The sequence below is a fragment of the Bacterioplanes sanyensis genome (assembly GCF_002237535.1).
Taxonomy (GTDB): Bacteria; Pseudomonadota; Gammaproteobacteria; order Pseudomonadales; family Oceanobacteraceae; genus Bacterioplanes; species Bacterioplanes sanyensis_A.
The window spans coordinates 3293704-3306483 of the sequence record NZ_CP022530.1; the positions used below are offsets into that span (position 1 = coordinate 3293704).

The following is a 12780-nucleotide window of genomic DNA, read 5'->3' on the forward strand; positions in this document are numbered from 1 at the left end:
ATGCCGTTTGATAGTCAGCGGTCAGGATGACCAACAAACCGCTGCAGAAACAGGGCCTAGTGCTGTGCGCAATCACAGCGCCTCGCCCATGACAGGCTGAGCATGCCAGCCAACCTGTAGCGGCTATGACAATAACAATTCCGGCACGGAACGCCGTCAACGGACAACGCATCAGGCAGGTAACTCATGAAGCCCACTTTGCAACGTAACTGGTTAGCCAGAAATTCTTCCTCAAACGCGTCATTTCATAGCCGGGTCTTATCCAAGCGCTCGCTGGCGTTGGTCATTGCCGCCGCCTCCTTGGCCATGTCTGGCTGTGGCAGTGATGACGACGATGACAATGACGCCGTCACTGCTGAGCTCAACAAAGCGTTTAACTGCAGCGCCAGCGACACCAGCGGACAGCGCGTTGTCTGCATCGGTAGCGCCGATGATTTAACCGACAGCAAGGTGCAGGACGATCTGATTGCGGCGCTGGCCACCGCACAATCCGGCGACACCTTTGTGCTGCCGCAAGGGCGTTACAACTTCACCAGCACCATCGAGTTCAATGGTTTGGTCGACAACACCGTGGTCAGCCATTTGACCTTTCGTGGCGCAGGCATGGACAAAACCATCATTGACGTCAGCGGCGCCAGTGCTGATGGCTTTTTATTCAACAATACCGACCATCTGATCTTCGAAGACTTTGGCGTGTATGAGTCCAACAATAACGCTCTCAAAGTCACCAAATCCAACGGCGTTATCATGCGCCGTGTGGCGGCCGTGTGGGAAACCGATTACCAATCCACGAACGGCGCCTATGGTCTTTACCCGGTGGAAACCAGCAACGTGCTGATTGAAGACAGCTACGTGAAAGGCTCTGCCGACGCCGGCATTTACGTCGGCCAATCGGACAAAATCGTAGTGCGCAATAATGTTGCCGAGAAGAACGTCGCCGGTATCGAGATCGAAAACTCAACTCTGGCCGACGTGTATGGCAACCGTGCCGTGGGCAACACAGGTGGCGTGCTGGTTTTTGATTTGCCCATCGGCAACGGCAAATACGGCTCTGGTGTGCGTGTGTTCGATAACCACATCGAGGCCAACAACGCCCCCAATTTCGCCAATGTGGGCGACTTTGCCGGTGGCGTGCATATCGTCCCGCCAGGTACCGGTGTGATCATTCTGTCGACTTCCGATGTGGAGATTTATAACAACGTCATCAAAGATCATCAGACCACTGCCATTGCTCTGACCTCCTACCTGTTACCGGATGATCAGGTCGCTAGTGCACCCAATGCCGACGTCGGTGGTTTAGATGGCAATGATGCAACGCCTGCGGTGAACAGCTATGGCGACATTCACCCCTACGCCAATGCTCTGCTCGACGGTTGGAGCCCATTGGTGCGCAATATTCATATTCGCGACAATGCCATCAGCGTGGCTGCAGGCATCGACAACCCACAAGGCTCCTTGATTGAAGACATCGTTAAAGGTTATCAGCTGTTCCACGCGTTCTACCCAGATATCACTGCGGGCCAAACCACCGTGCCGCACATTCTCTACGACGGTATTGGTGAGCTGCTGACCAACACCCCCAACCCCGGCGGTGCTGGTGAAACCATCTTGCAAGCCGTCACCGGCGGCATTAACCAAGTGGCAGCAGCGCTGGACGCCAATGGCCTGGAAAGTGATGGCCGCCAAATCAACATGGCGTTGTTCACTACTTACAACGGCGATGGCGTGTGCCAGCAAAACAACGGCATCGATGACCAAACGCTGTTTGCAGCGTCGGTATTCGAGACCACGCCCGGCGCGCATACCTTCGATGACAGCGGCAGTCCACAAGCGAAGATCCAGCAATACGGCATGGACACCACTATGGTCGGCCGTGTGATGAGTGACCCGAATGGCGTTATGGGTTGCCCCGCCACGCCGTTTGACGGGACCCCTGTCACTGTGACTTTTGATCAACAAAGTTACGGCTGCACCACTGACGACAGCGACAGCAGTTCTTGCGCGCTGTAGCCCGAACGCCCCGCTGAGCGGGGCTTGCCAAACATTCACTCTGTCAGTGGAGACGTATTGTGAAAACCTACTTAATTTGCATCGCCAGCGCCGCCATGCTCAGTGCCTGCGGCGGCTCATCCGGTGGTTCTTCGGGCGACGCTGGTCAGCCGACTACACCAACAACGCCAACAACCCCGACCACGCCCGTCACTGGTCAGTGCCAAAGTTCTGCTAAGAGTGTGCAATGGGACAAAGTCATTGCCGCCGACGCACAGAACTTGGCGGATTATCAGTTATTTTCTAACCCTTGCGACCCCACCCAAAACCCCAGCGCTCGCGGCCTGGCCTATGATTTATCGGTACCCTTGTTTACCGACTACGCCAGCAAATATCGATTTGTTTTTATCCCGCCGGATAAAAAAGCTCAGTATCACGCCAGCGAAACCTTTGATTTTCCCGTGGGCACCGTGATTACCAAAACCTTCACCATGCCAGCCGACACCAGCCAACGTGGCATTGACCATGAGCGTTTATTGGAAACACGTTTATTGATTAAACGTGAAGGCGGCTGGATCGCACGGCCCTATGTGTGGAATGAGCAAGGTACAGAAGCTCAGTGGGATCTCACCGGAGAAAACCTGGTCATCGATGATCTCAAGCACTTAAATGAGAGCTTTAACTTCACCTACGCCGTACCCAACCAAAACTCTTGCACCACCTGCCATCAGTTCAACCCCAACGGTGACGACGATGCTGTCGATGGCGTTGACCCGACGCCAGCATTTTTCCGCCCTATTGGCCCCAAAGCACGTTATCTAAACTCAGATTATGACTATGGCCAAGGGCCGGAAAATCAGCTGCAAAAATGGCTAGCTGAGGGATTGTTGGAAGGTTTACCAGCTAGCAATACCGATATCGACAGCACACCCGAGTTTTCCGACAGCACCGCACTGGCAGACATCACCGCGTCGGCTCAGCTACTGCAAGACACCAGCAAGGCCTGGCTGGATATCAACTGCGGCCATTGCCACCGCAAAGAAGGCCAAGCCAGCAATACCGCCTTCCGAGTCGATTGGAACATCCCTTGGCTGGGGAATGAGCAGTATCACGGTGCTTGCGCGGTGGCCGTATCCGGTGCAGGAGAGTCGTCGATCATTATTATTCCAGGCGATGCCGACAACTCGCTGTTGTATCAACGCATGCACACGCAAGAGCCCGGCGATGCCATGCCGCCCATTGGCCGCAATGTGATTCATCAAGAGGGAACCGCGCTAGTAAAAGCCTGGATTGATGCCATGGACCCGAGCTTGTGTAGTTTATAGCAACGGAGAAAAAAAATCGCAGCTGCCCGCATGCCTTAGCTTTTGCTTAATAAATAGCGTAATAGGTATGCGGTGGCAGCCGCATAAAAAGCAACCTTGAAACAAACGGCCATAGAATAAAAAGCCAGCGTGAATAAATACCTGCCTTGCGATGTTAATCGCCAGCGCCCTTAGCTTCACTCACGATAGCGTTTCGGCCGCCATGCTTTGCTTGATACATAAGCTCATCTGCTCGATTTAATATATCTTGCGGCTTATCACCTGGGTGGTTGCAAGCCACACCAACAGAAAAGGTATAACTAATTGTCGGCAAAGGCGGTTGCTGAGCAATACCGCGCGCTGCTTGATGCAGAGCAGCACAAGCAGCTTCAAGCGGCGTTTCTGGCAATAACACCAGAAACTCTTCTCCGCCTAAACGACCCACAAGATCGCTGTCCTGCAACTGCTGACTCAACATCATGGCACAGTGGCGAATCACCTGATCTCCGGCGGCATGGCCAAATACATCATTTATTTTCTTAAAATGGTCCAAATCCACCATGGCAATGCACAGTTCACTGCCAAAACGCTGACCACGCTTGAGTTCCTCTGCTAACCGACGAAGCACCTCACGGCGATTAAAAACCCCTGTCAGCGGGTCAGTCGTTACCAGATTTCGTACAGCCCTACCCCTGCGTACACGAGATTCAACCGCGACCAACAAATCTTCTGGTTGCACTGGCTTAGCCAAAAATGCATCGCCACCGGTACACATGGCTTGCATTTGTTTTTGCGGACTCATTTCACTTGATAGAAAAACAATCGGCACACTGATCAGACTTTCTTGCTGGCGAATGATCCCAGCTAACTCCTGTCCGGTGACACTTGGAAGGTACAAATCCAGTAAAATCAAATCCGGGGTATTGTTGTTCAAATAGGTCATTAGATCCGCCATCGGGTCGGAAATAATGTTTGCCTGAAAGCCTGCTTGTTCCAGAGTCGAAGCATAGAAGCTGGCAACAGAAACCTGATCTTCAATAATAAGAATATTGTACGGGTCAGCCTCATAACGTTCGGTCAACACTTTCAGCTCATGCAATACCTGCGCGCCGCGAATAGGCATAGGATGAAATGCTACCGCTCCCATGCGAATAGCCGCCAATCGCTCTGGCAATTGATTATCGGCGCTAAAGGCAATCACAGGCAGTTGAGCATCCTGGCTCGCCAACCGTTGCAAGCGCTGGCGTTGTTTTTCGCTCATGCCATCGAGATTGAGTAGCAATGCACAAGCGTTGTTATCTTTGTGCACAAGCAGATGGGATATCGATTCAACCACCTTAACGCTAAACCCCGCTGCTCGCAGCTGTTGATGCAAGCTTGGTGGCATCGCCTGTTGGCCAAACGCCAGCACCAACAGAGGCAACTCCGGGTTGTAAGTCGCTAAACTTCGATGAATCAAGCTAGGAAGCGCGAGATCAGTATCCTGAGCACACGGTGACTGTTTATCTTCCATAAGGCAAAAGCGGCTATGAGCTTACCCCCAATATAGCCGCCAAGCTATTAACCACCTTGCCTTGGCCAGATAGACAGGTAAGGCCTTAACACCAACTAAGGTCAGTACTTTTGCAGCACCAACATACGATTATTCGCCGGCATGGCAATGTCCTTTAACAAGCGCAGCTTTTCTTTACGCGCCGCTAAGATGACCTGCTCAAAGTCTTTAATTCCGGACTCCGGGTCACGCTGGCGCAGCCATTCGTCCAAGCGCTGATTGCCCTCACTGGTGTATTGACCAGCGTAATTAAATGGCCCATACAAAAATGCCAAACCGGCACGCCGCAAGACCCGGCCAATGCCGGTCATCATACTGCGTACCTGCGGCCAGCCAACAAAATGCACCACGTTGGCGCTGAACACCGCATCGACCTGTTTGACCGGCCATAAATCCTGCGCCACATCCAGAATCAGCGGCGGCATGAAGTTGGCATTTTGACTGCGCAAGCGCCAGGCATTGATGCCTTCTAAGTGACCAGCAAGCTCAGAGGGCTGCCACTTTATGCCCGGCAATTTGGACGTGATGTAGGCGGCATGTTGGCCAGTGCCACTGCCGATTTCCAGCACCACGGCTTGCTCTGGCAGCTCAGCGGCCAACACATCGGCGATGGGTGCCTGGTTGCGCAAACAGGCCTCTGATACAGGTAAAGCTGGCTCTGAAACCGGTTGTGTCACCGCAACCTCCAATGCTGATAAATGGCGCCATAAAATGTGGCCTGCAGCACACTATCTTATAGCGGCTCAACAACGCAACACAACGTCCGTCCGCGCCTGCATTGCCGCTACCGTCGCCAAGCGATACACTGCCTGCCGTTTACTGATTTGACAGGAATCCTGCGTTTCCATGCGAGCCACCGAATTTCTCCTAGCCACCGAAAAAGAAACCCCTGCTGATGCCGTGGTTGTCAGCCATCAATTAATGTTGCGATCAGGCATGATCCGCAAACTGGCCGCCGGACTGTACACCTGGATGCCGCTCGGCCTGCGCAGTCTGCGCAAAGTAGAGGCCATTGTGCGCGAAGAGATGGACCGCGCTGGTGCTCAGGAAGTGTTGATGCCGGCGGTGCAGCCAGCAGAACTGTGGCATGAAAGCGGTCGCTGGTTTCAATACGGCGGCGAGTTGTTGCGCCTGAAAGATCGCCACCAGCGTGATTTTTGCGTTGGCCCAACGCACGAAGAGGTGATCACCGACCTGGCCCGCAACCAGCTCAGCAGTTACAAACAGCTGCCGATCAATCTATATCAGATTCAAACCAAATTCCGCGACGAAACTCGCCCGCGCTTTGGCGTGATGCGCTCGCGCGAATTTATCATGAAGGACGCTTACTCCTTCCACCTGACGGCCGACAGCCTGCAGCAAACGTACGATCGTATGCACCAAGCCTATACGCGCATCTTTGAGCGCTTGGGCCTGGATTTCCGCCCCGTGTTGGCCGATACCGGCTCTATCGGCGGTGCTCACTCACACGAGTTTCATGTGCTGGCAGAATCTGGCGAAGACGACATCGCTTTCTCCAACGCCAGTGACTACGCCGCCAACGTTGAGCTGGCCGAAGCCTTGGCACCCGCCGGTGAACGCCCTGCCGCCAGCCAAGAACTCAGCGTGGTCGACACTGGCGATGCGACCTCAGTTGAAGACGTTGCCAAGCAGCTAAATGTCGGCTTGGAGCAGGTACTGAAAGCGATTGTGGTGCGCGGTGAAAGCGAAGCGGAGGATGCCGAAGACGGTGAAGCCGGCGAACCGGTTGTGCTGTTCCTGCGTGGCGATCACAGCTTGAACGAAATCAAAGCGGAAAAACTGCCGGGCGTTTTGTCACCGCTGCAGTTTGCCAGCGAAGAAGACGTGCAAGGCATTGGTGGCGTACCCGGCTCCACCGGCCCGCGCAACTTATCTGCACGTTGCTACGTTGATCGCAGCGCCGCGCACATGGCCGACTTTTTCTGCGGTGCCAACCACGCAGGCCAGCATCACGCTGGCTTTAACTGGCAACGCGATGCCGAACTGCCCGAGGTGGTCGATCTGCGCAATGTCGAAGCCGGCGACCCTAGCCCTTGCGGCCAAGGCACGTTGGAGATCAAGCGTGGCATCGAGGTCGGACACATCTTCCAGCTCGGCCGCAAGTACTCAGAGGCGATGAACGCCAAGGTACTGGACGAAAACGGCAAAGCGCAAACCCTGATGATGGGCTGCTACGGCATTGGCGTCAGCCGCGTGGTCGCTGCTGCCATTGAGCAAAACCACGACGACAACGGCATTATCTGGCCCGACGCCATTGCCCCATTCCACGTCGGCATTGTGCCAATGAACCTGCACCGCAGCGAAGCCGTGCAGCAAGCCACGGAGCAGCTGTATCAAGACCTGCAGCAAGCCGGTTTCGACGTCTATGTGGATGATCGTGATAAGAAGACCAGCCCAGGCGTGAAATTCGCCGACATGGAGCTGATGGGCATTCCACATCGCATTGTTATCAGTGACCGTGGACTGGAAGCCGGTCAAGTAGAGTACAAGCAACGTCGCGGCGGTGACGCCCAAGACATTGCTGTCGATGCCATCGTTGATCACTTGCGCCAGACCATCGCATGCTAATGACGGCCATCCGGCGCTGGCTAACCAGCGCCGCGCTCTGCACCCTGCTGATCGCACCGCAGCAGGGTCTGGCCAACGCCGCGCCGGCCATTGACCCTGAACTGCGACAGTCACTCAGCGAAGCTGCGGCCAGCATTGATACTTTTGCCGATCGCTTTGAAGCCGAGGTCTGGCTGGTGGACATTTCCAGTCGTCTGAAACGCTACATGCCGGACGACAAAAAACGGCTAGAGTTTTTGCGCATCTTGCATCAGGAGGCAACACGCGCGGGCCTGTCACCCGAATTGGTGCTGTCAGTGGTGCACGTCGAAAGTGCTTTCCAACGTTTCGCCATTTCCGTAGTCGGCGCACAGGGTTATATGCAAATCATGCCGTTTTGGAAAAACGAGATTGGCCGCCCGGACGACAACCTGATGGTCACCCGCACCAACCTGCGCTATGGCTGCACCATTCTTAAACACTATCTCGACAAAGAAAAAGGCGACTGGATACGCGCTCTGGCGCGCTATAACGGCAGTCTTGGACGCACCAAATACCCAGAAAAAGTGCTGCTGTTCTGGGAAAAGTACTGGTTTGTTAATCACTAGGCACCAGCTTCAATTCAGCCTAAATCGGCGCGGTCGGGAACGACCGCAACCCGACACAGATGGCAGGCAGACCAAAGTCTAAGCCAGTGGTTAATTGGTCAGACCATTTGTACTACGTCAGCATTCATCAGCTTTGCAGTAGCCACCTCGACCTTCCCTCTAGCCATTAATGCCTACCATTGACCAGAGCCCATACGAATACACACTAGGCAAAATCCACAACGAACCCGCAGTCCTGCGAATAGGATGGTCAGCGGCCTCATTGCACACTGCAGTCACCTTGCCCGCGGTCGTCGGCTGACGGGTGGTCTTCTACCACACAGAAGGATAACGATAATATGATGAGTCTGAGCAAATTGACGCGCTGGGCGGCCGCTGCCGCTTGTGCGCTGGCCATCGCGGCCCCGGCGCAAGCAGAAAAAGTGTACCGCCTGAAAATGGCTGAAACCTGGCCAACCAACTTCCCGGTATTTGGCGATGCCCCGCGCAACATGGCCGCCATGGCAGAGAAGATGTCCAATGGCCGGTTAAAGATAACCATTGATTCCAAAAACAAACACAAAGCACCGCTGGGTGTGTTCGACATGGTGCGCGCTGGTCAGTATGACATGGGCCACTCCGCTTCTTACTACTGGAAAGGCAAAGTCCCTGCGACCTTGTACTTCACCACCATGCCGTTTGGCATGACAGCTCCGGAGCAATACGCCTGGTTCTATCACGGCGGCGGCATGGAGCTGATGGAAAAGGTGTACAGCAAATACAACCTGCTGAGCTTTCCTGGCGGTAACACCGGCAACCAAATGGGCGGCTGGTTCCAAAAAGAAATTACCTCACTGGAAGACCTGAAAGGTCTGAAAATGCGCATTCCTGGTTTTGCTGGCGAAGTACTGGCGAAACTGGGCGCCAGCCCCACCAACATTCCTGCCGGTGAGCTGTACACCGCATTGGAGCGTCGCACCATCGACGCGCTGGAGTGGGTGGGTCCGTCACTCGATTTGCGCATGGGCTTCCATAAAATTGCCCCTTATTACTACACCGGTTGGCACGAGCCAGCGACTGAACTGCAGTTTATGATCAATAAACGCGCCTGGGATCGTCTGCCAGCCGACCTGCAAGAAATCTTGCGCGTCGCCATGCGTACCGCGGCTTATGATATGTACATTCACTCGTATCACGAGTCAGCGAAAAATCTTGAAATCATTGAAAAAGATTACCCTAACGTGAAAATCCGCTCCTTCCCTGAGGACGTGATGGCCGCTCTGCGCACCGCCAACGATGAGCTGCTGACCGAAAAAGCCAAAGAAGACCCACTGGCTAAAGAAATTCTGGAATCACAGGCGAACTACCTGAAAACCGTTCGCCGCTGGACAGACATTTCCGACAAAGCCTACTTGAACAGCATTGCCCAGTAATGCCCCAACTCGGCGCCCGCCATCAGTATTGCGGGCGCCGTCGACGTGGAGATTGTCATGCTGAAGCAAGCAGAAACCGCCATTAACCGCTTTTCCGATGTATTGGGCGCCATATCGTCCGTTTTATTTCTGTTAATGCTGGTCAACGTCTTTATCAACGTGGTGGCACGCTACGCCTTTAATGCGGTGTGGATCGGCTCGCAGGAAATGGAATGGCACTTATTTGCTGCCATGTTCATGCTGGGTGTGCCCTACACACTGCGCGCCGGCGGCCATGTACGGGTTGATTTAATTTACGAGCGCTTATCCGTGCGCAAACAAGCACTGATCGACATTGTTGGCGGCTTGGTGCTGCTGTTGCCCTTTTGCTTATTGGTGGGTTACTACGGCGTTGGCTTTGCTTACGAAGCGTTTGAACTGGGCGAAACCTCAGGCGACCCCGGCGGCTTACCCTATCGTTGGATTATCAAAGCGGTGATTCCATTTGCCTTTTTTGCCACCGCCGTCGCAGGCCTTGGCCTGATTATTTCGAGCATCTTGCATTTGCAAAACCCGCAAGACACCGATTCACATAATAACCACGAGTCGTCGCTATGATCGGTATTGTGATGTTTTTTGTTGCCCTGCTGGCGCTGCTGGCAGGCTTCCCGGTCGCCTTTACCTTTGGCGGCATCGCTCTGATTTTTGGCCTGATTGCCGAAGGCCCCAGCATGTTTGCGTTTATGCCGTTTCGCGTGCAAAGCATCATGGAAAATGTCGTATTGATGGCCGTGCCACTGTTTATTTTTATGGGCATCGTGCTGCAAAAAACCCGTTTGGCTGAACAGCTGCTGGAGTCGATGGGCAAATTGTTCGGCGGCGTACGCGGTGGCTTGGCCATTTCAACCGTGCTGGTTGGTGCATTACTGGCCGCCTCTACCGGCGTAGTCGGCGCTTCGGTGGTGGCGATGGGTTTGATCTCGCTGCCAGTGATGCTGAAGTACAACTACGACAAATCCCTTGCCTGCGGCACCATTTGCGCGTCCGGTACTTTGGGGCAAATCATTCCACCGTCGATCATTTTGATTATTTTGGGCGACGTACTGGGCATCCCTGTGGGTGATTTATTCCAAGCGGCCGTTGGCCCAGGTTTTGTTCTGATCGGCATTTATGTCATCTACATTCTGGCCTACAGCTTTTTCAAACCTGAAGCAGCGCCGGCCATGCCAGCCGATGAGGACATTGAGCACCGCCGCGAACATTACTTGCGCGCCTTAAAGGCCATCATTCCACCGCTGGGCCTGATCCTGGTCGTGCTGGGCTCTATTTTTGCAGGCATCGCCACGCCGACGGAATCCTCGGCACTCGGCGGTATTGGTGCGATTCTATTGGCGGCAGTCTATGGCCAGTTCAGCTGGAAAATGCTGTACGAGTCGGCGCAGGAAACGGTCAAGATTACCGCCATGGTGTTTGCCATCTTGCTCGGTGCAACGGCGTTCTCGATGGCCTTCAGCTACACCGGCGGCGATTACATTGTCGAAGAGGTACTGTCTAACCTGCCAGGCGGCGCCATGGGCTTTTTGATTCTGTCGATGGTGGCGATTTTGATTCTGGGTTTCTTTATCGACTTTGTCGAAATCAGCTTTATCATTGTGCCGATGTTGGCACCTGCGGCCATTGCACTCGACATTGCGCCGGTGTGGTTCGCCATACTCATTGCCATGAACTTGCAGACATCGTTCCTGACACCGCCCTTTGGTTTCAGCCTGTTTTACCTGAAAGGGGTTGCCCCGCCGGGCATTCAAACGGTTGATATTTATCGTGGCGTGGTGCCGTTTATCCTGATGCAAGTTGGGGTGGTGATTTCGATACTGCTGTTCCCCGAGTTTTATGGACTGGTAGATTGACCCTCGGCCGCACTTTCGCGGCCGCTTTGTTGTGTTGAACCTGATGAATCTGACGCTAAAAACCAAAATATTGCTGCTGACCATATTGCCGTTGGTCGCCATCACCCTGACCCTGACTTGGATTACTCAACGTCAGGCGCAGGAGCTGTCGCATCGGCAAGTAGCCATTTTTGAAGAAACCGTCATGGAGAACAAACGTCGCGCGCTGGAGGACTATGTCAATCTGGCGATGACGTCGATCCAACCCATCCTGGCAGAGCTGGATAGCGGCATGCAGCAGTCGCGTGTGGAGTATGAGGTTAAAAGCATCATCGAAAGCATGACGTTTGGCCCGGATGGCTATTTCTTCGCCTACGATCAGCAAGGCGTGAACTTAGTCCACCCAGCGCTGAACAATCTGATTGGCAACAACATGCTGGAATACCGTGACCGCAACGGCCAGCCTGTCATTCAGGATCTGCTCGCCATCGCCAATCACGGCGGTGGTTTTTACCGCTATTCCTGGCACAAGCCCTCCGTCAATCACGTTGAAAACAAGCTCGCCTATGTGGTGCTGATTCCCGAGCTGAATTGGATGCTCGGCACCGGCTTGTACATCGACGACATTGAATCCGAAATCCTACAACTGCAACAGCGCGTTGATGCCAACATCAGCCAAACCTTTTTGGTTGCCAGCTTGCTGTTGGCGATCACCCTAGCGCTGGTGATCGTGATCGTGGTGCTGATTAACGTACACGCCACGTCACAGGCGGATGAGCGCCTGCGGGAACTGGCGCATCGCTCGGTAGAGTTTCAAGTGGTGCAGCGGCGAGTGTTCGCCCGCGAACTGCACGACGGCGTGAACCAGATTCTGGTGTCCGCCAAATTGCGTCTGAATCTAGCGGTCAAACAGTGGGGCAGCGACAGTGCTAAAGAGCATCTGGAACGCGGTATCGAAATGTTGAACGAGTCGATTCAGGAAGTGCGCCGCGTATCGCATAATCTGCGCCCAGTGATGCTGGACGATTTAGGCTTAGAAGCGGCCATGCACGCCCTGCTCGATGATCTGTCCAGCAGCGGTGACATCGAGGTGAAACGGTACATTCGTCTGCCCGATACGCGCCTGCCTGACGCCATCGAAATGACCGTTTACCGGCTGATCCAAGAAGGCATCACCAATGTGCGCAAGCACGCCGATGCTAGCCGTTTTCAGCTGGATGTGCGCCCTTACCCAAATCGCATCGAAGTCGAAATGCAAGACAACGGCCGTGGCTTTACCCCGCATGAAGGCGCCGATGGCATTGGCATTATGAACATGCGCGAACGCCTGGAGCTGCTGGGCGGCAAGCTGACCGTGCGCAGCTGGGCGCAAAAAGGCACACAAATCATCGCCGTACTATTTTTAAACCCTGAACCCGTACTCAAGCAGCACGCGGTTCCCCCTGAGCCCATCGAGGGCGAATCAGACAAGTGAAGGTCACC

Annotated in this window: 10 protein-coding genes; 8 read left to right on the plus strand and 2 right to left on the minus strand. The window is 54.3% G+C overall.

The window, feature by feature from the left end; translation table 11 throughout:
• The first annotated feature begins 186 nt into the window (after positions 1 to 186).
• Positions 187 to 2010, plus strand: a complete 1824-nt coding sequence (locus tag CHH28_RS15205; RefSeq protein WP_094061110.1) for a parallel beta-helix domain-containing protein — start codon at positions 187 to 189, stop codon at positions 2008 to 2010.
• A 59-nt stretch (positions 2011 to 2069) separates the two neighbouring features.
• Positions 2070 to 3314 carry an SO2930 family diheme c-type cytochrome gene (locus CHH28_RS15210; protein ID WP_094061111.1) on the plus strand — a complete coding sequence of 415 codons (1245 nt, stop codon included), beginning with the start codon at positions 2070 to 2072 and terminating at the stop codon, positions 3312 to 3314.
• Positions 3315 to 3468: 154 nt separating this feature from the next.
• Here the strand turns inward: CHH28_RS15210 and CHH28_RS15215 are convergent, their stop codons facing one another.
• A complete protein-coding gene (locus CHH28_RS15215) occupies positions 3469 to 4752 on the minus strand; it encodes a diguanylate cyclase (protein WP_199243923.1) in 1284 nt (427 codons plus the stop codon).
• Between the two features lie 155 nt (positions 4753 to 4907).
• Positions 4908 to 5522 (minus strand): DUF938 domain-containing protein, encoded by a 615-nt coding sequence (locus tag CHH28_RS15220; protein ID WP_094061113.1) that lies wholly within the window; start codon positions 5520 to 5522, stop codon positions 4908 to 4910.
• Between the two features lie 169 nt (positions 5523 to 5691).
• On the opposite strand from CHH28_RS15220, the gene CHH28_RS15225 reads away from it, so the two are divergent.
• The 6 genes from CHH28_RS15225 to CHH28_RS15250 all read left to right on the plus strand — a co-directional run bounded on the left by CHH28_RS15225 (position 5692) and on the right by CHH28_RS15250 (position 12772).
• Complete coding sequence (locus CHH28_RS15225; protein ID WP_094061114.1) at positions 5692 to 7434, plus strand: proline--tRNA ligase; 1743 nt, start codon at positions 5692 to 5694, stop codon at positions 7432 to 7434.
• Positions 7428 to 8021 carry a lytic transglycosylase domain-containing protein gene (locus CHH28_RS15230; protein ID WP_199243924.1) on the plus strand — a complete coding sequence of 198 codons (594 nt, stop codon included), beginning with the start codon at positions 7428 to 7430 and terminating at the stop codon, positions 8019 to 8021. Before CHH28_RS15225 ends, CHH28_RS15230 begins: the two co-directional genes overlap by 7 nt.
• 341 nt (positions 8022 to 8362) lie before the next feature.
• Positions 8363 to 9433, plus strand: coding sequence for a TRAP transporter substrate-binding protein (locus CHH28_RS15235; RefSeq protein ID WP_199244111.1), 1071 nt, complete (start codon positions 8363 to 8365; stop codon positions 9431 to 9433).
• Between the two features lie 57 nt (positions 9434 to 9490).
• Positions 9491 to 10030 (plus strand): TRAP transporter small permease subunit, encoded by a 540-nt coding sequence (locus tag CHH28_RS15240; protein WP_094061117.1) that lies wholly within the window; start codon positions 9491 to 9493, stop codon positions 10028 to 10030.
• A complete protein-coding gene (locus tag CHH28_RS15245) occupies positions 10027 to 11319 on the plus strand; it encodes a TRAP transporter large permease (RefSeq protein ID WP_094061118.1) in 1293 nt (430 codons plus the stop codon). Before CHH28_RS15240 ends, CHH28_RS15245 begins: the two co-directional genes overlap by 4 nt.
• A 43-nt stretch (positions 11320 to 11362) precedes the next feature.
• Positions 11363 to 12772 (plus strand): cache domain-containing protein, encoded by a 1410-nt coding sequence (locus tag CHH28_RS15250; RefSeq protein WP_094061119.1) that lies wholly within the window; start codon positions 11363 to 11365, stop codon positions 12770 to 12772.
• The last annotated feature ends 8 nt before the right edge of the window (positions 12773 to 12780 follow it).